General features: G+C 70.4%; 22 protein-coding genes and 1 riboswitch. All 22 genes read left to right on the top strand.

Annotation, left to right across the window (positions count from 1 at the left end; translation table 11 throughout):
• Window position 1 precedes the first annotated feature (1 nt).
• A complete protein-coding gene (gene glyS / locus G7Y49_RS01330; RefSeq protein WP_165170463.1) occupies window positions 2-2,095 on the top strand; it encodes a glycine--tRNA ligase subunit beta in 2,094 nt (697 codons plus the stop codon).
• A gap of 80 nt (window positions 2,096-2,175) precedes the next feature.
• Window positions 2,176-3,066, top strand: a complete 891-nt coding sequence (locus G7Y49_RS01325; protein WP_165170461.1) for a pyruvate, water dikinase regulatory protein — start codon at window positions 2,176-2,178, stop codon at window positions 3,064-3,066.
• A 109-nt stretch (window positions 3,067-3,175) separates the two neighbouring features.
• The gene (gene ppdK / locus G7Y49_RS01320; protein WP_165170459.1) at window positions 3,176-5,893 is read left to right on the top strand and encodes a pyruvate, phosphate dikinase; all 2,718 of its coding nucleotides are present in this window, start codon (window positions 3,176-3,178) and stop codon (window positions 5,891-5,893) included.
• Window positions 5,894-6,074: 181 nt separating this feature from the next.
• On the top strand, window positions 6,075-7,223 hold the full coding sequence (mtnA, locus tag G7Y49_RS01315) for an S-methyl-5-thioribose-1-phosphate isomerase (protein WP_165170457.1): 1,149 nt from the start codon (window positions 6,075-6,077) through the stop codon (window positions 7,221-7,223).
• A gap of 3 nt (window positions 7,224-7,226) precedes the next feature.
• Window positions 7,227-8,270: a deoxyguanosinetriphosphate triphosphohydrolase gene (locus G7Y49_RS01310; RefSeq protein ID WP_165170455.1), complete on the top strand. Its 1,044-nt coding sequence runs from the start codon at window positions 7,227-7,229 to the stop codon at window positions 8,268-8,270.
• Window positions 8,271-8,467: 197 nt separating this feature from the next.
• A complete protein-coding gene (locus G7Y49_RS01305; RefSeq protein WP_165170453.1) occupies window positions 8,468-9,208 on the top strand; it encodes an AzlC family ABC transporter permease in 741 nt (246 codons plus the stop codon).
• Window positions 9,205-9,528 carry an AzlD domain-containing protein gene (locus G7Y49_RS01300; RefSeq protein ID WP_206214506.1) on the top strand — a complete coding sequence of 108 codons (324 nt, stop codon included), beginning with the start codon at window positions 9,205-9,207 and terminating at the stop codon, window positions 9,526-9,528. The genes G7Y49_RS01305 and G7Y49_RS01300 overlap by 4 nt, the downstream gene beginning before the upstream one ends.
• 223 nt (window positions 9,529-9,751) lie before the next feature.
• On the top strand, window positions 9,752-11,416 hold the full coding sequence (locus tag G7Y49_RS01295; RefSeq protein ID WP_165170449.1) for an ABC transporter substrate-binding protein: 1,665 nt from the start codon (window positions 9,752-9,754) through the stop codon (window positions 11,414-11,416).
• A 23-nt stretch (window positions 11,417-11,439) separates the two neighbouring features.
• Window positions 11,440-12,423, top strand: a complete 984-nt coding sequence (locus G7Y49_RS01290; protein WP_165170447.1) for an ABC transporter permease — start codon at window positions 11,440-11,442, stop codon at window positions 12,421-12,423.
• Window positions 12,420-13,277: an ABC transporter permease gene (locus tag G7Y49_RS01285; RefSeq protein ID WP_206214504.1), complete on the top strand. Its 858-nt coding sequence runs from the start codon at window positions 12,420-12,422 to the stop codon at window positions 13,275-13,277. Before G7Y49_RS01290 ends, G7Y49_RS01285 begins: the two co-directional genes overlap by 4 nt.
• Before the next feature lie 31 nt (window positions 13,278-13,308).
• Entirely contained in the window at window positions 13,309-14,355 is a 1,047-nt protein-coding gene (locus G7Y49_RS01280) for an ATP-binding cassette domain-containing protein (protein ID WP_241157215.1), read from the top strand.
• Window positions 14,352-14,984: an ABC transporter ATP-binding protein gene (locus tag G7Y49_RS01275; RefSeq protein WP_165170445.1), complete on the top strand. Its 633-nt coding sequence runs from the start codon at window positions 14,352-14,354 to the stop codon at window positions 14,982-14,984. Before G7Y49_RS01280 ends, G7Y49_RS01275 begins: the two co-directional genes overlap by 4 nt.
• 218 nt (window positions 14,985-15,202) lie before the next feature.
• Entirely contained in the window at window positions 15,203-15,550 is a 348-nt protein-coding gene (gene rplS, locus G7Y49_RS01270) for a 50S ribosomal protein L19 (RefSeq protein WP_165048132.1), read from the top strand.
• A gap of 168 nt (window positions 15,551-15,718) precedes the next feature.
• The gene (locus G7Y49_RS01265) at window positions 15,719-16,507 is read left to right on the top strand and encodes a ribonuclease HII (protein WP_165170487.1); all 789 of its coding nucleotides are present in this window, start codon (window positions 15,719-15,721) and stop codon (window positions 16,505-16,507) included.
• A gap of 336 nt (window positions 16,508-16,843) precedes the next feature.
• Window positions 16,844-17,305: a YraN family protein gene (locus tag G7Y49_RS01260; RefSeq protein ID WP_241157214.1), complete on the top strand. Its 462-nt coding sequence runs from the start codon at window positions 16,844-16,846 to the stop codon at window positions 17,303-17,305.
• Window positions 17,306-17,323: 18 nt separating this feature from the next.
• Window positions 17,324-18,835 carry a YifB family Mg chelatase-like AAA ATPase gene (locus tag G7Y49_RS01255; protein ID WP_165170441.1) on the top strand — a complete coding sequence of 504 codons (1,512 nt, stop codon included), beginning with the start codon at window positions 17,324-17,326 and terminating at the stop codon, window positions 18,833-18,835.
• Window position 18,836: 1 nt separating this feature from the next.
• On the top strand, window positions 18,837-19,802 hold the full coding sequence (locus G7Y49_RS01250) for a DNA-processing protein DprA (protein ID WP_206214502.1): 966 nt from the start codon (window positions 18,837-18,839) through the stop codon (window positions 19,800-19,802).
• A 34-nt stretch (window positions 19,803-19,836) separates the two neighbouring features.
• Entirely contained in the window at window positions 19,837-20,400 is a 564-nt protein-coding gene (locus tag G7Y49_RS01245; protein ID WP_206214501.1) for a hypothetical protein, read from the top strand.
• Entirely contained in the window at window positions 20,397-20,552 is a 156-nt protein-coding gene (locus G7Y49_RS01240) for a hypothetical protein (RefSeq protein ID WP_165170437.1), read from the top strand. The genes G7Y49_RS01245 and G7Y49_RS01240 overlap by 4 nt, the downstream gene beginning before the upstream one ends.
• Window positions 20,553-20,588: 36 nt before the next feature.
• Complete coding sequence (gene trmFO, locus G7Y49_RS01235; protein ID WP_165170435.1) at window positions 20,589-22,049, top strand: methylenetetrahydrofolate--tRNA-(uracil(54)-C(5))-methyltransferase (FADH(2)-oxidizing) TrmFO; 1,461 nt, start codon at window positions 20,589-20,591, stop codon at window positions 22,047-22,049.
• On the top strand, window positions 22,046-23,089 hold the full coding sequence (locus tag G7Y49_RS01230; RefSeq protein WP_165170433.1) for a tyrosine recombinase: 1,044 nt from the start codon (window positions 22,046-22,048) through the stop codon (window positions 23,087-23,089). Before trmFO ends, G7Y49_RS01230 begins: the two co-directional genes overlap by 4 nt.
• 435 nt (window positions 23,090-23,524) lie before the next feature.
• The gene (uvrA, locus tag G7Y49_RS01225) at window positions 23,525-26,419 is read left to right on the top strand and encodes an excinuclease ABC subunit UvrA (protein ID WP_165170431.1); all 2,895 of its coding nucleotides are present in this window, start codon (window positions 23,525-23,527) and stop codon (window positions 26,417-26,419) included.
• Between the two features lie 55 nt (window positions 26,420-26,474).
• Window positions 26,475-26,583, top strand: a riboswitch (TPP riboswitch).
• The last annotated feature ends 11 nt before the right edge of the window (window positions 26,584-26,594 follow it).

The raw sequence follows: 26,594 nt of genomic DNA, 5'->3' as shown, positions 1-26,594 counted from the left end.
GATGGCGAACAAGACGCTTGCTTTCGAGATCGGCACCGAGGAGCTGCCGGCGTTTGACCTGCATGCGGTCACGGGGAAGCTCGAGGGCCTCTTCCGCGCCGCGTTCGACGCCGAGGGCATCCCGGTAGGCGCGGTCGAGGCGTACACCACGCCGCGGCGCCTCGCGGTGGTGGCGCACGACGTGCCCGCGCGCACTGAGGCCACGGAGGAGGTGTTCCGCGGCCCCGCGGCGAAGATCGCGTTCGACGCGGAGGGCAACCCCACCAAGGCCGCCCTCGGGTTCGCGCGCGGCAAGGGCGTCGACGCGTCGAGCCTCGAGCTGCGCGACGAGAACGGCACCCAGTACGTGTACGCCGTGAGGCGCACGCCTGAGCGCGACGTGGTCGAGCTGCTCCCGGCGGTGCTCGAGGGCGTGATCGGCGCCGTCTCGTGGCCCAAGACCCAGCGCTGGGGGAGCCGCTCCGAGCAGTTCAGCCGCCCGGTGCGCTGGCTTCTGGCGCTGTTCGGCGAGGACGTGGTGCCGGTCGCGTGGGCGGGCCTCGCGGCCGACCGCCTGACGCGCGGCCACCGCTTCCTGGCCCCCGGCCCGCATGCGGTCGCGTGTGCCGAGGAGTACGTCGACGTGCTGCGCGGCGCCTTCGTGGTGCCGAGCGAGGCCGAGCGCGAGGCCATCATCCGCGAGCAGGTGCGCGCCGCCGAGGAGGCGACCGGCCTGGTCGCCGAGCTTCCGGCCAAGATCATGGAGGAGGTCGTGAACCTCGCCGAGTACCCCACCGTCATGGTCGGCACCTTCGACGAGCTGTTCCTGGCCGTGCCCAAGGAGATCACCGTCGACGCCATGCTCGTGCACCAGCGCTACTTCCCGCTGTTCAACGCCGACGGCACGCTCGCCAACAAGTTCCTCATCACGTCCAACGGCGACCCGGCCTTCGAGGCCAACATCGTCGACGGCAACGAGCGCGTGGTGGCCGCCCGCCTCTACGACGCGAAGTTCTTCTACGACGAGGACTGCAAGCGCCCGCTCGCCGACTACGTGGAGCGCCTCGACGAGGTGGTGTTCCAGGAGAGCCTCGGCACCATGCGCGCGAAGGCCGACCGCATCGTGCGCGTGGCCACGCACCTCGCCGCCGACGCGCAGCTTCCTGCCGCCGACGCCGCCGACGCGGCGCGCGCGGCGCTCCTCTGCAAGGCCGACCTGGTCACGGGCGCGGTGGTGGAGTTCACCAGCGTGCAGGGCGTCATGGGCTACTACTACGCGCTCGCCTCGGGCGAGGGCGAGCAGGTGGCGCGCGCCATCGGCGACCACTACCGCCCGCGCTTCTCGGGCGACGAGCCGCCCGCGTCGCTGGTGGGCAAGGTGGTGGCCACGGCTGACAAGCTCGACACCATCTGCGGCCTGTTCGCCGCAGGCCAGGGCCCCACGGGCTCGTCCGACCCGTTCGCCCTGCGCCGCAGCGCGCTCGGCATCATGACCATGCTGCTCGCCGAGGAGGGCGCGCTCGAGGTGTCGCTGCTCTCCGCCGTCGACGCGTCGCTGGCGGCCTACGCCGAGGCGGGCCTCGAGTTCGACCGCGAGGCCGTGCGCGCCGAGGTGGTTGACTTCTTCGTCACGCGCACGAAGGTCATGCTGCGCGACGCCGGCATGGGCGCGGACGCCGTCGACGCCGTGCTCGCCGCAGGCGTGCAGGAGCCGGTGGAGTTCGTGAGGCGCGTGCGCGCGCTCGAGGTGGCGCGCCGCGCCGAGCGCGAGACGTTCGACGACCTGGCCACGGCCTTCGCCCGCGCGAACAACCTGCGCGACGAGGCGCTCGGGGCCGACGTCGACCCCGCCGCGCTCGCCGATCCTGCCGAGCGCGAGCTCGTGGACGCCGTCGAGGCGGCCGAGGGAGCCTGCGCCGCGGCGCTCGAGGCCGACGACTACGCGGCCGCCCTGCGCGCGCTCGCCGCCCTGCGGGCGCCCGTCGACCGCTTCTTCGAGGACGTCATGGTCATGGCCGACGACGAGGCGCTGCGCGCAAACCGCCTGCGCCTGCTCAACCGCTTCGTGGGCGTGTTCGCCCACGTGGCCGACTTCGGCCTCATGGCCAAGAAATAGCTCACGCCGCTCGCCTCCGGCTGCGCCGGGGGCGAGCCCTTCTCGTCGACTTTGCTGGCCCTGTGAGATCGGAGCCTCTCATGGAGAACCACAGCCCCAAGGAGCGCGCCGCGCGCATCCCCACCATCCACATCATCTCCGACTCGGTGGGCGCGACCGCCCAGGCGGTGGCGCGCGCCGCCGCCGCGCAGTTCGGCGTCATGAACCCCAAGATCGAGACGCTGTCGAAGGTGAAGACCTGCGAGGAGATCAGCGACTTCCTCGACGAGCACGTGCACTACCACATCGACGACCTCGGCAACGACGAGATGCTCGTGTTCTACACGCTCGTGAACAACGAGGTGCGCCGCGGCATGCTCGCGTACTTGGAGGAGCACCCCAACATCGTGGCGGTCGACCTCATGACGGGCGCCGTCGGCGCGATCGCGCACATGAGCGGCCTCGAGCCCGCGTCCAAGCCGGGCTCGCTGCGCGTGGCCGACCCGCACTACTTCCGCCGCATCGAGGCCATCGAGTTCACCATCGAGCACGACGACGGGCGCAACCCCCAGGACCTCACGCAGGCCGACATCGTGCTCATCGGCGTGTCGCGCTCGTCGAAGACGCCGCTGTCCATCTACCTCTCGCAGCAGGGCTACAAGGTGGCGAACATCCCGCTCGACCCGTCCACGACCCCGCCGAAGGAGATCTACGACGTCGACCGCACGCGGCTGTTCGGGCTCATGACCACCGCCGAGGTGCTCGTCGACATCCGCCAGCGCCGGCTCGGCGCGGGCAAGGCGAGCCTCGTGGCGGGCCGCTACGCCGAGCTGGAGTACGTCTACGAGGACCTCGAGCGCGCCCGCGCCCTCATGCGGCAGCTCGGCTGCATTATTGTTCACACCGAAAAACGCGCCGTTGAGGAGACCGCTCAGGAGATTTTACGGTACTACGAGCGCTCGCACCCCCCGCTAACTGGTACTATTGACTAGGACTCGTTTACGCGGGTCTGGATTTCCAATGCGCGCCTTCGGCCGGGAGGTGGGGCGCGCAGGTAGGCAACTGCACGCTTTTGGTGCAACGCATTATAAGGAGAAAAAGGTGAGCGAAGAAGTGAAGCGCGTCTACGCCTTTGGCAAGGACGCCCAGGGGAACAACGTGACCGAGGGCAACACCGACATGAAGGCGGTGCTCGGCGGCAAGGGCGCGAACCTCGCCGAGATGGCCAACATCGGCCTTCCGGTTCCTCCGGGATTTACCATCACGTGCCAGACCTGCATGGAGTACGCCAACGCAGACAACACCTGGCCCGAGGGAGCGCTTGACACCATCCACGAGTATCGCGAGGACCTCGAGAAGCGCATGGGCAAGAAGATCGGCGACGCGGAGGACCCGCTGCTGGTCTCGGTCCGCTCCGGCGCGCCCATGTCGATGCCGGGCATGATGGACACGGTGCTGAACCTGGGCCTCAACGACCAGTCCATCAACGGCCTCATCAAGCAGACGGAGAACCCGCGCTTCGCCTGGGACTCCTACCGCCGCTTCATCCAGATGTTCTCCAACGTGGTCATGGGCCTCGACGGCGACCTGTTCGAGAACGCCATCACGGCCATGAAGAACGCGCGCGGCGTGGCCTCCGACACCGACCTCACCGCCGAGGACCTCACCGAGCTCGTCGTGGAGTTCAAGAAGATCTTCACCGAGAACGTGAGCGCCGAGGAGTACCCCTCGCTCGTGGTCGACGGCACCGTGCAGTTCCCGCAGGACCCGATGATCCAGCTGAAGCTCGCCATCGAGGCCGTGTTCGGCTCCTGGAACAACCCCCGCGCGGTCCTTTACCGCAAGAAGAACAAGATCGCCGACGACCTGGGCACCGCCGTGAACGTGCAGTCCATGGTGTTCGGCAACAAGGGCAACACGTCCGCCACGGGCGTGGCCTTCACGCGCAACCCCGCCAACGGCGCCAAGGAGTTCTACGGTGACTACCTGGTGAACGCCCAGGGCGAGGACGTGGTCGCGGGCATCCGCAACACGAGCCCCATCGCCGAGCTCAAGAACGTCGAGGGCCTCGAGGAGGCGGGCAGCCAGCTCGAGGAGATCTTCGTCACGCTCGAGAACCACTTCCGCGACATGTGCGACATCGAGTTCACCATCGAGCAGGGCAAGCTCTGGATGCTGCAGACCCGCGTGGGCAAGCGCACCGCCGCCGCCGCGCTCCACATCGCCATCGAGATGGAGAAGGAGGGCCTCATCACCAAGGAGGAGGCCGTCGGCCGCGTGGAGCCTGACCAGCTCGACCAGCTGCTGCACCCGCAGTTCGACAAGAACGCCACCTACGACGTGGTCGCGCGTGGCCTGAACGCCTCCCCGGGCGCTGCCGTGGGCGAGGCCGTGTTCTCCGCCGCCGACGCCGTGGCCGCCGCCGAGGCGGGCCGCAAGTGCGTGCTCGTGCGCTGGGAGACCACGCCTGACGACCTCGCCGGCATGATCGCCGCCGAGGGCATCCTCACCTCGCACGGCGGCAAGACCTCGCATGCCGCCGTCATCGCGCGCGGCATGGGCGCCCCCTGCGTGTGCGGCGTCGAGGCCCTGAAGATCGACGCCGAGAAGAAGGAGGCCGCCATCACCGGCACCGACCTGGTGGTCCGCGAGGGCGACATGATCTCCATCGACGGCACCACGGGCATCGTGGTCCTCGGCGCGGTCGACCTCGTGATGCCCGAGCTCACGGGCGACCTCGACACCATCCTCGAGTGGGCTGACGAGTTCCGCACGCTCGGCGTGCGCGCCAACGCCGACAACCCCGAGGACGCCGAGCTCTCCCGCAGCTTCGGCGCGCAGGGCATCGGCCTGTGCCGCACAGAGCACATGTTCCTCGGCGACCGCAAGCAGATCATCCAGACGTTCATCCTGAACGAGGACGAGCTCGTGCGCGAGAAGGCCGTGAACGACCTGTTCGAGGCCCAGTCGGGTGACTTCTACGGCATGTTCAAGGCCATGGACGGCCTGCCGGTGATCGTCCGCCTGCTCGACCCGCCGCTGCACGAGTTCCTCGAGAGCCCGCGCGCGCTCGACGTGGAGATCGCCCGCATGGAGGCCACCGGCGCCGACGCGGCCGCCATCGCCGAGAAGCGCGAGCTCATGGAGAAGATCGACTCGTTCGCCGAGCAGAACCCGATGCTGGGCATGCGCGGCTGCCGCCTCGGCATCGTGTACCCCATCCTGCCCGAGATGCAGGTGCGCGCCATCGCCACCGCCGCGGCGCGCCTGAAGAAGGAGGGCCTCGACCCGAAGCCCGAGATCATGATCCCGCTCGTGTCCGTGAAGGCCGAGCTCGCGAAGCTGCGCGGCGTGGCCGAGAAGGTCATCGCCGAGGTGGCCGCCGAGGAGGGCGTCGAGCTGGAGATCCCGATCGGCACCATGATCGAGCTGCCGCGCGCGGCCGTCACCGCCGACGAGATCGCCACCCAGGCCGACTTCTTCTCCTTCGGCACCAACGACCTCACCCAGACGACGTTCGGCTTCAGCCGCGACGACGTCGAGGCCGAGTTCGTGCCGCAGTACCTCAGCCAGCGCCTGCTGCCCTACAACCCGTTCGCCACGGTCGACGCCGGCGTCGCCAAGCTGGTGAAGATGGGCGTCGAGTTCGGGCATGAGGGCAATCCGGACATCATGTGCGGCGTGTGCGGCGAGCACGGCGGCGACCCGGACTCCATCCACACGTTCAACGCGATCGGCCTCGACTACGTGAGCTGCTCGCCCTATCGCGTTCCGGTGGCGCGTCTGGCGGCTGCCCAGGCGGCGATCGCCTCGAAGTAGGCGCGCGTCACGCGGCCTGAGCGCCGCAGGGAAGCAGCCTGAACCTTGCTCCATATGGAAGCGCCCCTGCGGGGGCGCTTCTTTTTTGGGCGGGGCCTGGCATGCGGCGTGTGTTTCTCCCCAGTTGCGCTAAAATGGGGCTGTTTTACCTAGGTTGACTTTGTCGGGGGAGTGGACACTCATGGAACTTCACTTGGAACGACTGCCGCGCACCGTCGAGCTCGTGCGCACTGAGCAGCGGGCTGCGGGCGTCGAGGGGGGCGTGCCTGCGCTGCGCCTGCTCGACCAGATGCAGCTTCCCTCGCGTGAGGTGTACTGCGAGATCTTCGACTGGCGCGAGGTGATCGAGGCCATCAAGGCGCTGCGCGTGCGCGGGGCGCCTGCCATCGGCATCGCGGGAGCGGCGGCCGTGGCGCTGCGCGCGGCGGAGTTCGTGTGGGCGCGCGCCGACGACCACCGCGCCGGCGCGGGCGACTTCGAGCGGGTCTTCGTGCTCGACGAGCGGGCCTTCGACCCCGACCTCTACTGGGATGCGCTCAAGCTCGCGGCGCGCATGATCGCCGACGCGCGCCCGACGGCGGTGAACCTCTCGTGGGCCGTGCGCCGCGCGTGCGCGGTGGCGCGCACGGCGCTCGACATGGGCTCCGGGCCGCGCGAGGTGGCCGACGCGCTCTTCGACTTCACGCGCGCGCTCGCCGCCGAGGACGAGGCGGCCAACCGCGCCATCGGCGCGCACGGGGCGGGCCTTCTGCCCGAAGGCGCGCGCGTGCTCACGCACTGCAACGCGGGCAGCCTCGCCACCTCCTTCTTCGGCACGGCGCTCGGCGTGGTGTACGCAGCCGCCGAGCAGGGCAAGATCGAGCGCGTGTACGCCGACGAGACGCGCCCGGTGGGGCAGGGCGCGCGTCTGACGGCGTGGGAGCTCGCGCGCGCGGGCGTGCCCGTGACGCTCATCTGCGACGACATGGCGGCGTCGGTGATGGCCGCCGGGCTCGTTGACGCGGTGGTGGTCGGCGCCGACCGCATCACGGCGCGCGGCGACGTGGCCAACAAGATCGGCACGTACGGCGTGGCGGTGCTCGCGGCGCACCACGGCATCCCCTTCTACGTGGCGGCCCCCTCGTCGACCATCGACTTTGCGCTCGAGCGGGGCGAGGACATCCCCATCGAGCAGCGCGCCGCCGCCGAGGTGTGCCCCGAGCCCATCCCCGGCGTCGACGTGCTCAACCCCGCCTTCGACGTGACGCCGGCCGACCTCGTCTGCAAGATCATCACCGAGCACGGCGCGTACGCGCCACGCGAGCTGGCCGCGGCTTACCGGAAGGAGTGAGACATGCGCATCGTCTACCGCGAGGATCGCGAGCAGCTCGAGCACGTGAACCTGTCGGAGGACGCGTGCTTCTCCGACGAGAGCGAGGGGCGCGAGCGCTCGACGGAGCCTGACATGCTGCGCGGCGACTTCCAGCGCGACCGCGACAAGATCCTGCACACGAAGTCGTTCAGGCGGCTGTCGCACAAGACGCAGGTGTTCCTGGCCGCCGAGGGCGACCACTTCCGCACGCGCCTCACGCACACGCTCGAGGTGGCGCAGATCGCGCGCACCATCGCGCGGGCGCTCGGCTTGAACGAGGATCTGACCGAGGCCATCTCGCTCGGGCACGACCTGGGGCACACGCCCTTCGGGCACACGGGCGAGGACGCCCTCGCGGGCTGCCTGGCTCGCCTGCGCGGCATCGACCCCGCCTCGCCCGAGGCCGCGGCGCTCTACCAGCACAACGAGCAGTCGCTGCGCGTGGTGGAGGTGATCGAGAACGGCGGGCGCGGGCTGAACCTCACGCCCGAGGTGCGCGACGGCATCGTGCACCACACCGGGCGCGAGCGCGCCGAGACGCTCGAGGGGCGCATCGTGGCCGTGGCGGATCGCATCGCGTACGTGAACCACGACATCGACGACGCCATCCGCGCGGGCGTCCTGCGCGAGCGCGACCTGCCCGCCTCCACGCACGCGGTGCTCGGCCCCGACCACTCCTCGCGCATCCAGACGCTCGTGACCGACATGGTGGTCACCTCGGCGCGCGAGGACGATATCCGCATGAGCGCGCCGGTGTGGGACGCCATGATGGAGCTGCGGGCGTTTCTGTTCGACAACGTGTACCAGGCCAGCGTGGTGCTCGAGGAGGTGGAGAAGGCGCAGCGCCTGATCGAGGCGCTGTTCTCCTACTACGTGGAGCACGTGGGCGAGGTGCCCGCCGAGTATCGGGCGATTTCGGCGGGAGACGACCTGCGCGCCGTGACCGACTACGTGGCCGGCATGACCGACCGCTACGCCAAGAGCCAGTTCCGCCTGCTGTTCGAGCCGAGCTCGATCCACTACTAGCGGAGCTGCCGGCGCGGGGCGGCGAAGGACGCGGGACGCGGGGCGGATGCGGTGCGGGGTGTGTTGGGGCGGCGGGCTACGAAGGGCCGCGTTGGAGCGCTGCGGGGTGGCCGGGCTTAGCGGGTTTCGGCGGGGTACGCCGCCTTTCGCGGAATGATTTGGAAACGGCGGGCCGCACGGCTATAATGGCTAGGCTTATGTTTACCCGTGACCACATCAAAGACGCGTTCCACGCAGCGGTGCCCATCATGCTGGGCTACGTCGCCATCGGCATTCCCTGCGGCATTCTGTGCGACTCCATCGGCCTTAACGCCCTGCAGGTGCTCCTGCTCTCGGCGCTGTTCTACTCGGGTGCGGGTCAGTTCATGATCCCGAACATGTACCTGGCGGCCTCGCCCCTGGCCTCCATCATCGCGAGCGTGTCGCTCGTGAACACGCGGCAGATGCTCTACGCGGCGTCGTTCGCGCCGGAGTGCCAGAACGTGAGCCGCCGCCTCGCGTTTCTCTTCGCGGCCACCGTGACCGACGAGAGCTACGGCGTCTCCACGGCCAAGTTCGCGGAGGGCGGCTGGTCGGTTGACCGCGCGCTCATGGTGAACCTGTTCTCGCAGACCTCCTGGACCGTCTCGAACGTGGTGGGCGTGCTGGTGGGCAGCGCCATCGGCATCCCGCTTGACATCGCGGCGTTCGCCATGACGTCCATCTTCATCTGCCTGCTCGTCACGCAGAAGATGACCTCGGCGAACATCGTGGCCATCGTGCTGGCGATGGTCGGCGTGTACGCATGCAAGGCCGCGGGCCTCACGGGCCCGGCCATCCTGGTGGGCGCGCTCCTCGGCGTAGCGGGCGCCATGGCGTACGCGGGCGCGCGCGACCGGCGCATCGTGGCCGCCGCCCGCGCCGCATCCGGCGAACAGGGGCGAGAGGAGCGCTCGTGAGCTGGGAGGAGTTCTGGATAGTGCTCGTCATCTGCGGCGCGTGCATGCTCGCGTGCCGCACGCTGCCCCTGCTCTTCCTGAAGGGCCGCGAGCTGCCGAGCTCCCTGAGCCGCGCGCTCGGGTTCATCCCGCCTGCCGCCTTCGCCGCCCTGGTGGCGAACGACCTGCTCGCCCCCGGCATGTTCGCCGCAGGCGTCTGGCCCGCGGCGGTGCCCCTGACAGCGGCGCTCGTGGTGGTCCTCGTGGCCGCCAAGACGCGCTCGCTCCTGTGGAGCGCGGTCGCCGGCGTGGCGGCCTACGCGCTCCTGCTCGCGCTCTGACGCGCCGTTCGCGCGCCCTGACGGCGGCAGCCCGCCATTCTCCATCCCCTTCTTGCCGCCTGCGCTCGTCTTCCGCCGTTCGCGCCCGCCTAAGGTTACCAATATGAAATTCGTAACACCGCAGGCGGCGTTCCCTGCTATACTGTGTTACGCATACTGAATTGGTAACACCCTGCGGCGACGGAAGCACCGGATGCGCGGGGTGTGAGGGAAGGAGCGGGAAATGTCCGAGATAACGCGTCGATCGTTTGTGAAGGTCGCTGGCATGAGCGCCTTGGCGGCGGCCCTCGGGGGCACGCTCGCAGGCTGCGCGGGCGAGGGCTCCTCCGGCCAGAGCGCGTCCTCGGCGGGCGCCGCAGGCGACGCGAGCGCGAAGAGCCAGGTGGTGGTCTCCATGACCCCGGGCTCCGAGCCGGCCGCCGGCTTCGACCCCCTGTACTCCTGGGGCTGCGGCGAGCACGTGCACGAGCCGCTCATCCAGTCCACGCTCATCACCACGGACGTCAACCTTGAGTTCCAGAACGACCTCGCCACCTCCTACGAGTGCGCGCCTGACGGCATGACCTGGAAGTTCACCATCCGCGACGACGTGAAGTTCACCGACGGCAAGCCGCTCACGGCCGAGGACGTGGCGTTCACCGTCAACGGCATCATCAGCAACGAGGCGGCCGAGGCCGACCTGTCGTCGGTGCGCGAGGCGCGCGCCCTCGACGCCGTCACGGTCGAGCTGGCCATGGCCAAGCCCAACAACGCGCTTCTGTACACGCTCGCCGTGGTGGGCATCGTGCCCGCGCACGCCTACGGCGCCGACTACGGGTCGAACCCCGTGGGGTCCGGCCGCTACCTGCTCGAGCAGTGGGACCGCGGCCAGCAGGTGATCCTCACGGCCAACCCCGACTACTACGGCGAGGCGCCCCTGATCGAGCGCGTGGTGGTGCTGTTCATGGAGGAGGACGCGTCTCTGGCCTCGGCGCAGTCGGGCCAGGTCGACGTGGCGTACACCTCGGCGACGCTCGCCGGGTCCTCCCCGGCGGGCTACGAGCTGCTCGACTGCAAGACGGTCGACTCGCGCGGCATATCGCTGCCGTGCGTGCCCGCAGGCAGCCCTGACAAGGTGGAGGAGGGTGACGTGGCCTACAAGGTGGGCAACGACGTGACGTGCGACCTCGCGCTGCGCCAGGCGCTCAACTACGGCATCGACCGCGTGCGCATGATCGACCACGTGCTCAACGGCTACGGCACCGAGGCGTGGAGCGTCGGCGACGGCATGCCGTGGTCGTCGCCCGACATGCGCGTCGAGGTGGACCCCGACCGCGCGCGCCAGATGCTCGAGGACGGCGGCTGGACGGCGGGCGCCGACGGCGTCCGCGCGAAGGACGGCGTCCGCGCGGCGTTCGACCTGTACTACTCCGCCGGCGACTCCACGCGCCAGGCGCTCGCCGCCGACTTCGCCGACCAGTGCAAGGAGCTCGGCATCGAGGTGAGCGTCAAGGGCGCGAGCTGGGATGACATCTACCCCCACCAGTACAGCGACCCGGTGCTGTGGGGCTGGGGCTCCAACGCCCCGGTGGAGCTCTACGAGCTCTCGCACTCGGAGGGCTGGGGCAACTACGCGAGCTACGAGAGCGCCGAGGTAGACGCCAACCTCGACGCCGCGCTCGCCCAGACGAGCGTCGAGGACTCCTACGCGTTCTACCAGAAGGCCCAGTGGGACCCCGAGACGCGCACGGGCGTGGCACCGCAGGCTGCCTCAACGTGGGTGTGGCTCGCCAACGTCGACCACCTGTACTTCCAGCGCGCGGGCCTGCACGTGGCCGAGCAGAAGCCGCATCCGCACGGTCACGGTTGGTCGCTCGTCAACAACGTCGACAAGTGGGAATGGCGCTAGGTTTTATGCTACGATAGCGCGCCATGGCGAAGTACATCCTACATAACGCGCTCAGGTTCCTGCTGCTCATGGTGGCGGTGAGCGTGGTCGTGTTCACGCTGGTGAGCCTCTCGCCGGTCGACCCCGTGCAGGCGAACGTGGGGCAGGCGGCGCTCCTCTCCATGAGCCCCGAGAAGCGCGCGCAGCTCGACGCCTACTGGGGCGTGGGCACGCCGCTCCCCGAGCGCTACCTCAGCTGGGCGTCGGCGCTCGTGCAGGGCGACATGGGGACGTCGCTGCGCTACAACGCGCCGGTGGCGCAGGTGATCGCCTCGCGCGCTGTGAACTCGCTGGCGCTCATGGCGATCGCCTGGGTGGCGAGCGGCGTGATCGGCTTTCTGCTCGGCGTCTTGGCGGGCGTGCGCCGCGGCAGCCTCGTGGACAAGCTCGTGAAGAGCTACTGCTTCGTGCTGGCGGCGAGCCCGACGTTCTGGATCGGCCTTCTGTTCCTCATGGTGTTCGCCGTGGGGCTGGGGTGGTTCCCGCTGGGCTTCTCGGTGCCGGTGGGCAAGGCGGCCGCCGACGTGACGCTGCTCGACGCCCTGCACCACATCGCGCTGCCCGCCATCACGCTGTCGGTGGTGGGGGTGGCCAACGTGGCGCTGCACACGCGCGAGAAGACGATCGACGTCATGGAGAGCGACTACGTGCGCTTCGCGCGGGCGCGCGGCATGGCCACCTGGCAGGTCGCGCGGTGCCACGGGCTGCGCAACCTGGTCCTCCCCGCCATCACGCTGCAGTTCGCGCAGATCTCCGAGATCTTCGGCGGGTCGGTCCTCGTCGAGCAGGTGTTCTCCTACCCGGGGCTCGGGCAGGCGGCCGTGACGGCGGGCCTCGGCGGCGACGTGGCGCTGCTCGCGGGCATCGCGCTCGTGTCGGCGGCGCTCGTGTTCGGCGGCAACCTGGCGGCGAACGTGCTCTACGGCGTGGTCGACCCGCGCATGCGGCGAAGGGGAGGCGCGCGATGAGCGCCGTCACCACCTTCCATCGGCCGCAGGCGCGGCGCATGGCGAACCGCCGCGCGACGCTCCTGGCGTGCGTGGCGTCGGCGCTGCTCCTGGCGTGCGTGGTGGGCGCGGGATTAGCCTGCTTCGACGCGGCGACGAGCACCGACTTCACGCAGAAGAACCTCGCGCCCTCGCTCGAGCACCCCTTCGGCACCGACTGGATGGGCCGCGACATGCTCACGCGCACGCTCGCGGGGCTCTCGACCAGCGTGCTCGTGGGGCTGATCGCGGCGGTGGCGTCGTCGCTGATCGCGCTGGCGCTCGGCGCGGCGGCGGCGCTCGGCGGGCGGCGCGCCGACGCGGTGGTGTCGTGGCTCGTGGACCTCATGATGGGCGTCCCGCACATCGTGCTGCTCATCCTCATCTCGTTCGCGCTGGGGAAGGGGTTCTGGGGCGTGACCGTCGGCGTGGCGCTCACGCACTGGCCGAGCCTCACGCGCGTGATCCGCGCCGAGATCCTGCAGTGCAAGCAGGCCGGCTTCGTGGGCGCGGCGCGCCAGCTCGGCGTGGGGCGCGTGCGCATCGCGCTGCGCCACATGCTGCCCTACGTGCTGCCGCAGTTCCTCGTGGGGCTCGTGCTGATGTTCCCGCACGCCATCCTGCACGAGGCGGCCGTGACGTTCCTGGGCTTCGGCCTGCCGCCCGAGCAGCCGGCCATCGGCATCATCCTGTCGGAGTCGATGACGTACCTGTCAGCGGGCGCCTGGTGGCTCGCGCTGTTCCCGGGCCTGGCGCTCATCGGCGTGGTGATGCTGTTCGACGTGGCGGGCTCGAGCCTGCGCAAGCTCGTCGACCCGCACTCGGCCCAGGAGTAGGCGGGTGAGCGAGATGACCGGGGAAGAGAAGATGACACGGCATGAGGACGCGCGGGCGCGCCACGAGCAGGCGCACCATGAGGACGCGGCGCACCGCGAGGACGCGCGGGCGCGCCATGAGCAGACGCGGCACGAGGACGCGCAGGCGCACCACCACCACACGCATGCGCCCGCGTCGCGCCATGCGCACGGGCACCACCTCCTGCAGGTGGAGGACCTCACGGTGGCGTTTCGCATGTACGACGCCGACGAGCCCTACCTCACGGCGAGGCAGCGCGAGGTGCGGCCCATCGAGCGCCTGTCGATCTCGGTGCACGCGGGCGAGATCGTGGCCGTGGTGGGCGCGAGCGGCTCGGGGAAGTCGCTTCTGGCCGACGCCGTCATGGGGCTCTTCGAGCCGAACGCCACGGTGACGGGGCGCATCTGGTTCGACGGCGAGCCCATGGACGCCGCGGCGCTCACGCGCGTGCGCGGGCGGGGGATCGCGCTCGTGCCGCAGAGCGTGGCGAGCCTCGACCCGCTCATGAAGGTGGGCGCGTTCGTGCGCGGCGCGGCATGCGGGCGCGGGCGGGCGCGGCGCGAGGACGCGGCGCGGCGGGCCTGCCGGCAGCGCGAGCTCTTCGCGCGCTACGGGCTGGCCCCCGAGGTCGAGGACCTCTACCCGCACGAGCTCTCGGGCGGCATGGCGCGCCGCGTGCTTCTGTGCTGCGCGCTCATGGACGCGCCGCGCGTGATCGTGGCCGACGAGCCCACGCCCGGGCTCGACCTGGAGCTCGCCGTGCGCGCCATGGACGACTTCCGCGCGTTCGCCGACGCGGGCGGCGGCGTGATGCTCATCACGCACGACATCGAGCTCGCGCTGCGCGTGGCCGACCGCGTGGCGGTGTTCAGGGACGGCACCGTGGTCGAGGAGACGGCGGTGGCGAACTTCGCCGCGCCCGAGCTGCTCGAGCACCCCTTCTCGCGCGCGCTCTGGCACGCGCTGCCCGAGCACGGCTTCGCCGCGGGCGCGGGGGCGGGTGCGGGGAGCGCGTACGCCTCCGCGGGCGCGCCGAGCAGGGGAGGCGAGGCGCTGTGACGCTTGCGGCACGTGACATCACGTTCGGGTACGCGGGGCGCCCCGCGCTCTACGCGGGCTTCTCGCTCGAGGTGGCGCCGGGGGAGCGCGTGGCCCTGAGCGCGCCCTCGGGGTTCGGCAAGACGACGCTCTGCCGCATCTTGGCCGGATACGAGCACCCTCAGGGCGGCGCGGTGACGGTCGACGGCGCGCCCCTGCCGCGTCGCGGCGCCTGCCCCGTGCAGCTGATCGGCCAGCACCCGGAGAGCGTGCTCGACCCGCGCATGCGCATGGAGGCGTCGCTCGCCGAGGCGGGTGCGGTGTCGGATGACCTGCTCGACGCGCTCGGCATCCGGGACGCGTGGCTGCGCCGCTTCCCTCACGAGCTCTCGGGCGGCGAGCTCCAGCGCTTCTGCATCGCGCGCGCCCTCGCCGCGAGTCCGCGCTACCTCGTCGCCGACGAGATCTCCACCATGCTCGACGCGGTCACGCAGGCGCAGCTGTGGCGCTTCATCATCGCGGCGGCGGACGAGCGCGGCATGGGGATCGTGCTCGTCTCGCACTCGCCGGCGCTCACCGCGCGCATCGCCACGCGCACGGTTGACCTGGCGGCCGCCCGCGCCGAGCACGCGGCGGCGGGGGAGCGGTAGGGGAGGCGCTCGCAGGCTTGCGCTTCGCCTGCCCCGCCTGCGAGGCCGCCAGCCCGAGAAACCCGATGAGGTCAGCCCGAAGCGCGCCTTTCGGAAAAATTCGCCGTTGATCGTGCTGTTTTGCTTGCAAACTGCGGGATGAGGTGATATGCTTTCAAATCGTGTCTTTACCTAAACGATACTTAAGTGTAACCGTGGGAATATAGAAGGAATCGACAATGGACATCATTCGCGCTATCGAGCAACAGCAGATCAAGCAGGACATCCCTGATTTCAACGTGGGCGACAACGTGAAGGTCCACTACCGCATCACCGAGGGCAACCGCGAGCGTATCCAGGTGTTCCAGGGCGACGTCATCCGCCGACAGGGCGCTTCCTCGCGCGAGACGTTCACCGTGCGCAAGATCAGCTTCTCCGTGGGCGTCGAGCGTACCTTCCCGGTGCATTCCCCCAAGATCGAGAAGATCGAGATCACCCGCCGCGGTGACGTGCGTCGCGCCAAGCTGTACTACCTGCGCAACAAGGTGGGCAAGGCTGCCAAGATCAAGGAGAAGTCCTTCCGCTAAGGCCCATGCCGCATAACCTGTCTGAGAGCTCTCCTTTGGGGGAGCTCTTTGTTTGAGGTGCGGCTGGCGGGACGAGGATAGGCGATGGGAGGCGCTCCCGCTTGCCCCGCCTTCCGCGACGCGCGCGACGGGGCGGGGGCGAGACGTGACGAAGGAGGCTGGGACGTGCTGGACCTGACGGTTCCCGAGATCAAGCGCAAGCTGCAGGAGGCCGACGAGGCGGCCTTCGCGGTGCTCGAGCGCTCGCTGGTGGCCGACACGCGCAAGGGCGTGCGCCGCGCGGTCGAGGTGGCGCGCCGCCGCCTTGAGGCCGAGGCCGCCGAGCGCGAGCGCGTGGCGGGCATGTACGCCTTCGAGCGCGCGCTGGCCGCCGAGCGCGGCGGGCACGTGCGCGTGGGCCTCGACGAGGTGGGCCGCGGGCCTCTGGCGGGGCCGCTCGCGGTGGGCGCGGTGGTGCTGCGCGATGACGACGTGATCGAGGGGCTCAACGACTCCAAGCAGGTGAAGCCCGAGCAGCGCGAGGTGATCGCCGAGCAGGTGAGGCGGCGCGCGCTCGCGTGGACGGTCCAGTACGTGCAGCCTGACGAGATCGACGCGGCGGGCATGACGGCCTCGCTCACGGCGGCGTTCAGGCGCGCGGTGGCCGCCGTCGAGGCGGCGGGCGTCATCCCCGACGTCATCCTGCTCGACGGAAACCCGCTGCACCTCGACGCGCGCGAGGTCAACGTGGTCAAGGGCGACGCCCGGTGCGCCTCGATCGCCGCCGCCTCCATCGTGGCGAAGGTGGAGCGCGACGCCCTCATGGTGCAGCTCGACGCGCAGTACCCGGGCTACGGCCTCGCCTCCAACAAGGGCTACGGGAGCGAGGAGCACATCCGCGCCATCAAGGAGCGGGGGCTGAGCCCCGCGCACCGCGCGTCGTTCTGCACGGCCTTCACGCAGCCGACGCTGTTCTAGGGGATCAGGCCTTCTCCTCTCCGGAGTTCTCTTCAAAGCGGGTCCAGGGCGCGGCTCGGGGCGCAGCTCGCCGTCCCGCCCCTCCTTTCGTTGTGCTGCTTTCGACGCTTCTGCCAGGGTGCGCGGATGATCCTGCCTGAAGCGCACGCGCCCCTTGCTTGATTCGCGCCAGATGCGCGCGGCGCGGCGGCACCGCGGCGGCGCGCTGCCGCCGGCATGTTGCGACGAGCTCGCCGCATGGCGGGCCAATTCCGCGCGCCTTCCTGCCCGACCTGCGCCATATGCCCGTCAGACGGCGCCTCTATGCTTGCCTTGCGAGAGACAAGGAGGCAGGCTATGGCACGGTCAAGCCAGGCGGAGTACGTCGAGCTCGGTCCCGAGGAGCGCGAGCGCGATGACGCTGCCGCCAAGAAGAGGGGGAGGAGCCGCGGTCAGCGCAACCGCGAGCTCGGGCAGCGCGGGGAGGACGCGGCGGCGCGCTTTCTGTACCGCCGCGGCTACGACATCGTGGCGCGCAACTGGACGTGCAGCTTCGGCGAAGCCGACATCATCGCGCGCGACAGCAACGCGCTCGTGTTCGTGGAGGTGAAGACGCGCTCGAACTGCAGCAAGGGGTTTCCCGCCGAGGCGGTGAGCGCGGGCAAGCGCGACAAGTACGAGAAGATCGCGCTCGCCTTCCTGTCACGCTACGAGACCGACGTCGATCTCCCCGTGCGGTTCGACGTGGTGTCCATCGTGGCGGTCTCGCCCGACCGGGCGCTCGTGCGCCACATCATCAGCGCGTTCGGGACGGCGTGAGAGGTGGGCGCGCAGTGCATGGTCGTGGGTGCGACGCTGCGGGGCGTGGAGGCGCGGCCCGTGGCCGTGGAGGTGGTGGTGTCGAGCGGGCTTCCCGGCATGGCCATCGTGGGCATGCCCGACGTGGCCGTGCAGGAGGCGCGCGAGCGCGTGCGCGCCGCCATCCGGGCGTCGGGGTTCGCGATGCCGAACGAGAAGATCGTCGTGAACCTGGCGCCGGGGGACGTGCGCAAGACGGGCTCGGGGTTCGACCTGCCCATAGCGCTGGGCATCCTGGCTGCGACGGGGCAGGTGGACCCGGGGCTGCTCGCGGGCCGGCTCTTCGTGGGGGAGCTCTCGCTCGAGGGGAGCGTGCGGTCGGTGGCGGGCGGGCTCGCCTTCGGGATCTGCGCCGCGCGCCAGGGGCTTTCGTTGGTGAGCTCGGGGGAGCAGGCGGTGCCGCTCGACAGCCTCGTGCAGCTGGCGCTGCCCTCGCTGGGCCGCTTGCACGCGGAGGAGCCGTTTGCGCCCGTGGCGTGCTCGAGCGTCGCGCAGCCGCGCCCGACCGACGCTTCCGCCCCCGATTTCAGGGATGTGTCGGGCCATGAGGCGGCGAAGCGCGCGCTGCAGATCGCGGCGGCGGGTCGGCACGGGCTGCTCATGATGGGGCCTCCGGGATCGGGCAAGACCATGCTCGCCTCGCGCATCGCCTCCATCCTGCCGCCGCTCGGGCAGGACGAGATGCTCGAGGCGGCGGTGGTGCACTCGGTGGCCGGGGAGGACGTCTCCGGCATCCTGGCGGGCAAGCGGCCGTTTCGGCACCCGCATCACTCGGCGACCCCGGCAGGGCTCGTCGGGGGCGGGAACCCCTTGCGCCCGGGCGAGATATCCCTCGCCCACCAGGGCGTCCTCTTCCTCGACGAGCTCGCGGAGTTCAAGGGCGCGGCCCTCCAGGCGCTGCGCCAGCCGATGGAGTCAGGGGTGGTGTGCCTCACGCGCGCTGACGGGAACGTGTCGTTCCCCGCGCGCTTCATGCTGGTGGCGGCGTCGAACCCCTGCCCCTGCGGGTACTTCGGCGACCCGGAGCGCGCCTGCACGTGCACGCTGCCGCAGATCAGGCAGTACCAGGGGCGCATCGGCGGGCCGCTCATGGACCGCATCGACCTGCAGCTTGACGTGGCGCGCCTCGATCCGAGCGGCGTGCTCGACGCGGGGCGGGGGACGAGCTCGGCGCAGCTGCGCGAGGGCGTCATGCGCGGCCGGGAGTTCGCGGCGCGGCGACGGGCGCGCGACGCGGCCGAGGCTGGTGGCGCGGCGGCGGGCGCGCGCCGAGGAGGGCCGCAGGAGGTGATCGCGGCGTGCCGGCTCTCGCCAGAGGCAGAGGCGTTCATCGTGTCCACGGCGCAGGCGTGCTCGATGAGCGGCCGTGCGCTCGTGAGCGTGCTCGGCGTGGCGCGCACCATAGCCGACATCGCCGAGCGCGACGCCGTGGGCGCGGATCATCTGGCGGAGGCGCTGGGCTTCCGCCTGCGCGAGGGGATAGGAGGCTGACATGTCCATGGCAAAGCCGGCGCTCTCGGGCGAGCGCCACGAGATCAGGCGCGGCGACGCGGGCTACCCCGCGGCGCTCGAGGCGATCGAGCGCCCGCCTGCGTGCCTGCGCGTGGTGGGGAGCCCCGCGGCGCTCCAGGAGGGGCTGGCCGTGGTGGGCGCGCGCAAGGCGACGCCGTACGGGAAGAGCTGCGCGCGACGCTTCGCGGGGCTCGCGGCCGCGCGCGGCATCGCGATCATCTCGGGCGGCGCGCGCGGGTGCGACGCGGTGGCGCACGAGGCGGCGCTCGCGGCGGGCGCGCCGACGGTGGTGTTCCTCGGCGGCGGGTGCGACGAGCTCTACCCCGCGGAGAACGCGGGGCTCTTCCAGCGCGTGGTCGACGCGGGCGGGGCGGTGGCCTCGGAGCACGACTGGGGCTTCAAGCCGCTGCCGTTCGCGTTCCGCGAGCGGAACCGCCTGATCGCAGGCTTGGCGAAGGCGACGCTCATCGTGGAGGCGGGGCTGCCCTCGGGCACGTTCTCCACGGCTGACGAGGCGTTGGCCGCCAACCGCGAGGTGCTCGTGGTGCCCGGCGCCATCACGTCGGCGAACTCGCGCGGGGCCAACCGCCTCCTGTACCAGGGCGCCACGCCCGTGGTGGACGACGAGACGTTCGCCGACCAGCTCTTCAGCCTGTTCGGCTGCCTCAAGCAGGAGGACGCGCGCGCGGGCGTGCCCGGCGTCGGCGGCGCGGGCCGCGGGGACGCGGGCGCGCTTGTGCGCGACGAGCGGGCGCGGGTGATCCTGGAGGCGCTGCGCGCGGAGCCCTTGGGGATGGAGGCGCTGCGGAGCCTCGCCGCCCAGGCGGGCCCGCAGGACGAGGCCCTCACCTGGCTCATGGTGTGGCTCGCCCAGGCCCAGCGCGACGGCCTCATAGCTCAGTACCCCGACGGCAGGTACGGCCCCTACCTCAAGAGCGCCGGGTGATGAGGGCATGAGGCACGATGAGCCCCTTGTGCGCTTGGGAAAGGGAGATAATGCGTTTTCGGTGGCTCCTGTCGTTAACGCAAAGGCGTACCATGATGCGTTCATGAGCATTCCCGCGCCGAAGACCGTCGCGCAATCTGCCTACACGCAGGCGGGTCGGATCCTGCAGCGTGCTGACGGCACGCAGTTCGAGTATCTCGTTGCGGTTGACGCCCGCACGGGTGTCCTTGTGGCTGACAACTTGAGCTGCGATCCTAAAGGCGAGGGCCGGACGGGCTTCGGCATAAGGGAGGCGAAAGCTGTGCTGGCCTGCAAAGACAGCGTCTTGTTCGTTCATAACCACCCTGCGAGCACGCAGCCCTCGTTTGCCGACATCATGACGGCTGCGACGTACGAGTGCGTTCACGGCGGGGTTGTCGTAGGGCATGACGGCAGCGTGTGGTACTATGCGGCCAAGGGTTTAGACGTTTGCCTTGCGGAAGCTCTGTGGAGGAGCTTCAGGGCGAGCTATGGTGATCGAGCTGACGTTGAAGTTCTGAAGGAGCTTCTTCGAGTTGACAAAAAGCACCGCTCATTTGAGATGAGGAGGTTGAGATGACGGACGAAGAGCTTTACTTCGTGCATGACGATCGTGCTGAAATGAAGTACAAGGACGCGCCTTCGCTGGAGATTCCGCCTCGGCTTCGCGCGGAGCTTGATGAGATTATCGCGCGCTTTGCCGTCGAGGATGAGCGGATGACTGCGATATAGCGGTATGACGGCCGTTCGTTTGGTATCCTTTTCGGCATGAAGAAACTAGTGACAATCGTCGGCGGCGGCCTCGCGGGGAGCGAGGCCGCCCTCACCCTGGCTGACGCGGGTGTGCGCGTGCGCCTGGCGGAGATGCGCCCCCACGTTCCCACGCCGGTGCACCACACGGGCGGCCTCGCCGAGCTCGTGTGCTCGAACTCGCTCAAGAGCATGAAGCCCGACAGCGCCGCGGGGCTCATCAAGGCCGAGCTCGAGGCGCTCGGGTCGCAGGTGTTCTCGGCCGCCCGCCGCCATGAGGTGGCGGCGGGCGGCGCGCTCGCGGTGGACCGCGCGGAGTTCTCACGCGACGTGACGGCGCTCGTCGAGACGCACCCGCTCATCGAGGTGGTGCGCGAGGAGGTCGTCGACGTGGAGGCGGAGGCCGCGCGCGCCGACGCGGTGGTGCTGGCCTCGGGCCCGCTCACCTCCGACGCGCTGGCATCGTCGATCGCGCGCCTCACGGGCAGGGAGTCGCTCGCGTTCTACGACGCGGCGGCGCCGGTGGTCATGGCCGACTCGCTCGACCTGGGCAAGCTCTTCCGCCAGAGCCGCTACGAGGACGCCTCGGGGGGCGCGGGGGACTACCTCAACGCGCCGTTCACGCGCGAGGAGTACGACGCCTTCATCGAGGCGCTGCTCGCCGCCGACCGCGTGATCGCGAAGGACTTCGAGAGCAAGGACCTGTTCCAAGCCTGCCAGCCCATCGAGGAGATCGCGCGCGCGGGGCATGACGCCCCGCGCTTCGGCACCTTGAAGCCGGTCGGCCTCACCGACCCGCGCACGGGGCGCCGTCCGTGGGCCGCCCTGCAGCTGCGCGCCGAGGACGCCTTCGGCTCGAGCTACAACCTGGTGGGATTCCAGACCAACCTCACCTTCCCCGAGCAGAAGCGCGTGTTCCGCATGATCCCCGGCCTCGAGGGCGCCGAGTTCGCGCGGTTCGGCGTCATGCACCGCAACACGTTCATCGACGCGCCGCGCCTGCTCGACGCGCACGGGCGCCTGACCACGCCCGCCGCGCGCGCCCTCCCCGCGCCCGTGTACGTGGCGGGGCAGCTCGCGGGCACGGAGGGGTACTGCGAGGCCATCCGCTCGGGGCTGCACGTGGCGCTTGCCGCGACGGCCGACCTGCGCGGAATTGCGCTGCCGGAGCTGCCGCGCGAGACGGTGTACGGCGCGCTTCTGGCGTATGCGACCGACGCGGCGACTGCCGACTACCAGCCCATGCACGTGAACTTCGGCATCATGCCGCCTCTGCCCGAGCGCGTCCGCAACAAGGCGGCGCGCTACCACGCCTACGCCGCGCGCGCGAACGAGGCGCTCCTGCGCTACCGCAGCGCACTTGAGGCGGCGGGGCTCCTCCCCGCGTGGGCCTCGCGAGGCGCGGCGAATGCGAGCGCGACAGGCGCGGCGGCCGCGGCGGCTGGGAACGGGCTGGCAGGCGAAGGGGAGGGCGCATGACGCCCGATCCCGGCGAGTCCGCGGCGGAGGCTGCGGCTGGCAGGCGGGAGCCCGCCGCTGGCGAGGTCGGATCCGCGCTCGCAGCCGAAGCGCCTGCGGGCTCGCCCGGCGGCGCCCCCGTGCTCCCCGGCGCGTCGCACGTCGAGGACTTCTGCCGCGCGCTCGCCGTCGAGCGCAACGCGAGCGCGCACACCGTGCGCAACTACCGCGTCGACCTGACCGACTACCTGCGCTGGGCCGAGCGCGCCTCGCTCGACCCGCTGCACGTCACGCACAAGCAGCTGCGCCTCTACCTGGGCGAGCTCGACCAGGCGCGCTACTGCCGCACCACGGTGAACCGGCGCCTGTCGGCGCTGCGCAGCTTCTTCCGCTGGCTGGTGGGCGAGGGCCGCGTGGACGTCGACCCCGCGAGCGTGCTGCAGGGCCCCAAGACGCCCCGAAGCCTGCCGAAGGTGATCAAGCCGGCTGACATGGCGCGGCTTCTGTCGGTGCACGCCCCGCGCGCCCTCGACGGCACCCCGCGCGAGCAGACCTGCGAGGACCTGCGCGACCTGGCCCTGCTCGAGCTCCTCTACGCATGCGGCGCGCGCGTGTCGGAGGCGTCGGGCCTCAAGGCGGCCAACGTCGACCTCGCGCGCGGCCAGGTGAAGGTGCTCGGCAAGGGCGCGAAGGAGCGCATCATCCCCGTCCACGAGCTCGCCGTGCAGGCCATGCGCGCCTACGCCGCAGAGGGCCGCCCCCAGCTGCTGAGGGGGAGGGCCTCGGAGTTCTTCTTCGTCTCCGCGCGCGGGAACCGGATGTCGCCCGACGCCATCCGCAAGATGTTCAAGGCGACGGTGCGCGCGGCGGGGCTCGACGAGAGCCTGTCGCCCCACGCCATGCGGCACACCTTCGCCACCGACCTGCTCTCCGGCGGCGCCGACCTGCGCAGCGTCCAGGAGATGCTCGGGCACGCGAGCCTGTCCACCACGCAGGTCTACACGCACGTCTCGCCCGAGCGCCTCAAAGCCGTCCACGCCCAGGCCCATCCCCGCGGGTAGGGGCGTCGAGCGCCGGAAAGGGCTGGGGTGCGATGGGGCGTTGCGGCGCGGGCAAGCTGCGGGGTGGGTGCGAGCGCAAGGGCTACCAGGGCGCAGTCCGCGGTGCGCGCAACATCCCGGGGCGGTTACGGGTTGGCGGTGGGGCGCTGACGGATGCCGGCTGCGCCTCGCGGGCGCGCCTGCCTCCCCGTATGCTGGCGGCATCGGAAACGCCTCGTCGCAAAGGAGGTCGCCATGAGCCGCAAGAAAGCCCGCGCCCTGTTCGCCGCCGCCCTGACCGCCCTGTCGTTCGCCCCGTTCTTCATGTAGGCGCGCCAATCGAGATGTGCGAAATCGCTGAAGTCGCGGAAAACGTCGCATGTTTTACGAACATAGTTTCGCTTTTTGAGCTACAATGCGTGTTCGAGAAAACGAACGAGCGGGAAAGCGGAGCTCATGGGACAAAGCGAAATCGTCATCAAGGGTGCGCGCGAGCACAATCTGAAGAACGTCGACCTCACCATACCGCGTGACAAGCTCGTGGTCATCACGGGCCTGTCGGGATCGGGGAAGTCGAGCCTGGCCTTCGACACCATGTACGCCGAGGGGCAGCGCCGCTACGTCGAGAGCCTCTCCAGCTACGCGCGCATGTTCCTCGGGCAGATGAGCAAGCCCGACCTCGACTCCATCGACGGCCTGTCGCCGGCGGTCTCCATCGACCAGAAGACCACGTCGAAGAACCCGCGCTCCACGGTGGGCACCACCACGGAGATCTACGACTACCTGCGCCTGCTGTTCGCCCGGGTGGGCACGCCGCACTGCCCTGAGTGCGGGCGCGAGATCAAGAAGCAGACCACCGACCAGGTCACCGACGAGATCGTCAAGCTCGGGATGGGCGAGGAGCGCCGCGCCATCCTGATGGCGCCCGTGGTCACGGGCCGCAAGGGCGAGTTCACCAAGCTCTTCGCCGACCTGCAGAAGGAGGGCTTCTCGCGCGTGCGCGTTAACGGGGAGATCATGAGGCTCGGGGACGAGCCGCTCACGCTCAACAAGAAGATCAAGCACTTCATCGACGTGGTGGTGGACCGCGTGACGCTCAAGCCCTCGGCCGTGAGCCGCGTCGCCGAGGCGGTCGAGCTCGCCTGCAAGCTCGCCGAGGGGCGCGTGCTCGTGCAGGTCATGGGGCCCGACGGCAAGCCGCAGGGGCCGGCCGCGAGCGCGTCGTCGGGCGCCACGGGCGGCCTGGGCGCGGGCGAGCACCTGTTCTCGTTGGCGCTCGCGTGCCCCGAGCACGGCCACTCCCTCGACGAGCTCCAGCCGCGCGACTTCTCGTTCAACGCGCCGTACGGCGCCTGCCCCGACTGCCTGGGCCTGGGCAGTCGCGACGAGGTGGACCCGTCGCTCGTCATCCCCGACCCGTCGCTGTCCCTCGCGGAGGGCGCGGTGGCGCCGTTCAAGAGCGGCAACTACTACCCGCAGGTGCTGCGCGCCGTGGCGATCCACCTGGGCGAGGACCCCTCCACGCCGTGGGAGGACATGAGGCCCCAGAGCCAGAGGGCGCTCCTGCACGGCCTGGGCGCGGAGAAGGTGCGCGTCGACTACGTCACGGTGGACGGCCGCGACACCTACTGGTTCATCGAGTGGGAGGGCGTCCTGGAGGCGGTCAAGCGCCGCTACTCCGAGGCCCAGAGCGACTCCCAGCGCGAGAAGCTCTCCGCGTACTTCGCCACCATCCCCTGCAAGACGTGCAAGGGGCGGCGCCTGCGCCCCGAGATCCTGGCGGTGACGGTCGGCGGGAAGTCCATCCACGACGTCACCGAGCTGTCGGCGAAGGACTCGCTCGAGTTCTTCGAGGGCCTGAGCTTCACGGGCCAGGACGACGTCATCGCGGGGCCCATCGTGAAGGAGATCAAGGCGCGCCTGCGCTTCCTGGTCGACGTCGGGCTCGACTACCTCACGCTCGAGCGCGCCACGGCCACGCTCTCCGGCGGCGAGGCGCAGCGCATCCGGCTGGCCACGCAGATCGGCGCGGGCCTCATGGGCGTGCTCTACATCCTCGACGAGCCCTCGATCGGCCTGCACCAGCGCGACAACGAGCGCCTGATCGCGACGCTCGAGCGCCTGCGCGACCTGGGCAACACCGTGATCGTGGTGGAGCATGACGAGGACACCATCCGCGCCGCCGACTTCGTGGTGGACATGGGGCCGGGCGCGGGCGAGCACGGCGGGGCGGTGGTCGCCGCGGGCACGCCCGAGGAGATCATGCGCGCGCAGGGCTCGCTCACGGCCGACTACCTCGCGGGGCGCCGCCGCATCGAGGTGCCGTCCGCGCGCCGCCATCCCAGGCGCGGGTCGCTCAAGATGACGGGCGCCGCCGAGAACAACCTGCGAAACGTCACCGTCGAGGTGCCGCTCGGCACGCTGACGGTGGTCACGGGCGTGTCGGGCTCGGGCAAGAGCTCGCTGGTGACCGACACGCTGGCGCCGGCGCTCGCCAACCGGCTGAACCACGCGCACCGCCGCACGGGCGCGTACCGCAAGATCACGGGCACGGAGAAGCTCGACAAGGTCATCAACATCGACCAGAGCCCCATCGGGCGCACCCCGCGCTCGAACCCCGCCACTTACATCGGGCTGTGGGACGACATCCGCGCGCTGTTCGCCTCCACGGCGGAGGCGAAGGCGCGCGGCTACGCGCCGGGCCGCTTCTCGTTCAACGTGAGCGGCGGGCGCTGCGAGGCGTGCAAGGGCGACGGGCAGATCAAGATCGAGATGCACTTCCTGCCCGACGTGTACGTGCCGTGCGAGGTGTGCGGCGGCAACCGCTACAACCGCGAGACGCTCCAGGTCACCTACCGCGGCGAGAACATCGCCCAGGTGCTCGACATGACGGTCGAGGAGGCGCTCGCCTTCTTCGAGAACATACCGGGCATCCGCCGCAAGCTGCAGACGCTCTTCGACGTGGGGTTGGGCTACATCCGCCTGGGGCAGCCCGCCACCACGCTCTCGGGCGGCGAGGCGCAGCGCGTCAAGCTCGCGAGCGAGCTGCAGAAGCGCCAGAGCGGCAAGACGTTCTACATCCTCGACGAGCCCACCACCGGGCTGCACTTCGAGGACGTGCGGCAGCTGCTCATCGTGCTGCAGCGCCTGGTTGACGCGGGGAACACCGTGCTCGTGATCGAGCACAACCTCGACGTGATCAAGTGCGCCGACCATCTCATCGACCTCGGGCCCGAGGGCGGCGTGCGCGGCGGCCGCATCGTGGCCGCGGGGACGCCCGAGGAGGTGGCCGAGGTGGAGGGCAGCTACACCGGCGCCTTCGTCAAGCGGATGCTGGAAAAGGAGAGGTAGCTTTTGCCCACATGCCGAAGGCTTCTTGACAGGCCGGGGCGCATCGTCCACAATGGCCCTTGCTACGGGGAGCCCGAATCGAAGGGCTGAGAGGCAGGTGCTCCTGCGACCCGCGAACCTGATCTGGGTAATGCCAGCGTAGGGACTTAGCGTGACACCGGTTGAGCGCATGAGG

The organism is Adlercreutzia sp. ZJ242 (assembly GCF_011038995.1).
Lineage (GTDB): Bacteria > Actinomycetota > Coriobacteriia > Coriobacteriales > Eggerthellaceae > CAAEEV01.
This window is presented reverse-complemented; position numbering and strand designations above follow the sequence as displayed.

Bases quoted from the DNA above. Each gene is read 5' to 3' on its own strand.
- glyS (WP_165170463.1), top strand. From the start codon at position 2: ATGGCGAACAAGACGCTTGCTTTCGAGATCGGCACCGAGGAGCTGCCG.
- G7Y49_RS01325 (WP_165170461.1), top strand. From the start codon at position 2,176: ATGGAGAACCACAGCCCCAAGGAGCGCGCCGCGCGCATCCCCACCATC.
- mtnA (WP_165170457.1), top strand. From the start codon at position 6,075: ATGGAACTTCACTTGGAACGACTGCCGCGCACCGTCGAGCTCGTGCGC.
- G7Y49_RS01310 (WP_165170455.1), top strand. From the start codon at position 7,227: ATGCGCATCGTCTACCGCGAGGATCGCGAGCAGCTCGAGCACGTGAAC.
- G7Y49_RS01305 (WP_165170453.1), top strand. From the start codon at position 8,468: ATGTTTACCCGTGACCACATCAAAGACGCGTTCCACGCAGCGGTGCCC.
- G7Y49_RS01295 (WP_165170449.1), top strand. From the start codon at position 9,752: ATGTCCGAGATAACGCGTCGATCGTTTGTGAAGGTCGCTGGCATGAGC.
- G7Y49_RS01290 (WP_165170447.1), top strand. From the start codon at position 11,440: ATGGCGAAGTACATCCTACATAACGCGCTCAGGTTCCTGCTGCTCATG.
- G7Y49_RS01285 (WP_206214504.1), top strand. From the start codon at position 12,420: ATGAGCGCCGTCACCACCTTCCATCGGCCGCAGGCGCGGCGCATGGCG.
- G7Y49_RS01280 (WP_241157215.1), top strand. From the start codon at position 13,309: ATGACACGGCATGAGGACGCGCGGGCGCGCCACGAGCAGGCGCACCAT.
- rplS (WP_165048132.1), top strand. From the start codon at position 15,203: ATGGACATCATTCGCGCTATCGAGCAACAGCAGATCAAGCAGGACATC.
- G7Y49_RS01260 (WP_241157214.1), top strand. From the start codon at position 16,844: ATGGCACGGTCAAGCCAGGCGGAGTACGTCGAGCTCGGTCCCGAGGAG.
- G7Y49_RS01255 (WP_165170441.1), top strand. From the start codon at position 17,324: ATGGTCGTGGGTGCGACGCTGCGGGGCGTGGAGGCGCGGCCCGTGGCC.
- G7Y49_RS01250 (WP_206214502.1), top strand. From the start codon at position 18,837: ATGTCCATGGCAAAGCCGGCGCTCTCGGGCGAGCGCCACGAGATCAGG.
- G7Y49_RS01240 (WP_165170437.1), top strand. From the start codon at position 20,397: ATGACGGACGAAGAGCTTTACTTCGTGCATGACGATCGTGCTGAAATG.
- trmFO (WP_165170435.1), top strand. From the start codon at position 20,589: ATGAAGAAACTAGTGACAATCGTCGGCGGCGGCCTCGCGGGGAGCGAG.
- G7Y49_RS01230 (WP_165170433.1), top strand. From the start codon at position 22,046: ATGACGCCCGATCCCGGCGAGTCCGCGGCGGAGGCTGCGGCTGGCAGG.
- uvrA (WP_165170431.1), top strand. From the start codon at position 23,525: ATGGGACAAAGCGAAATCGTCATCAAGGGTGCGCGCGAGCACAATCTG.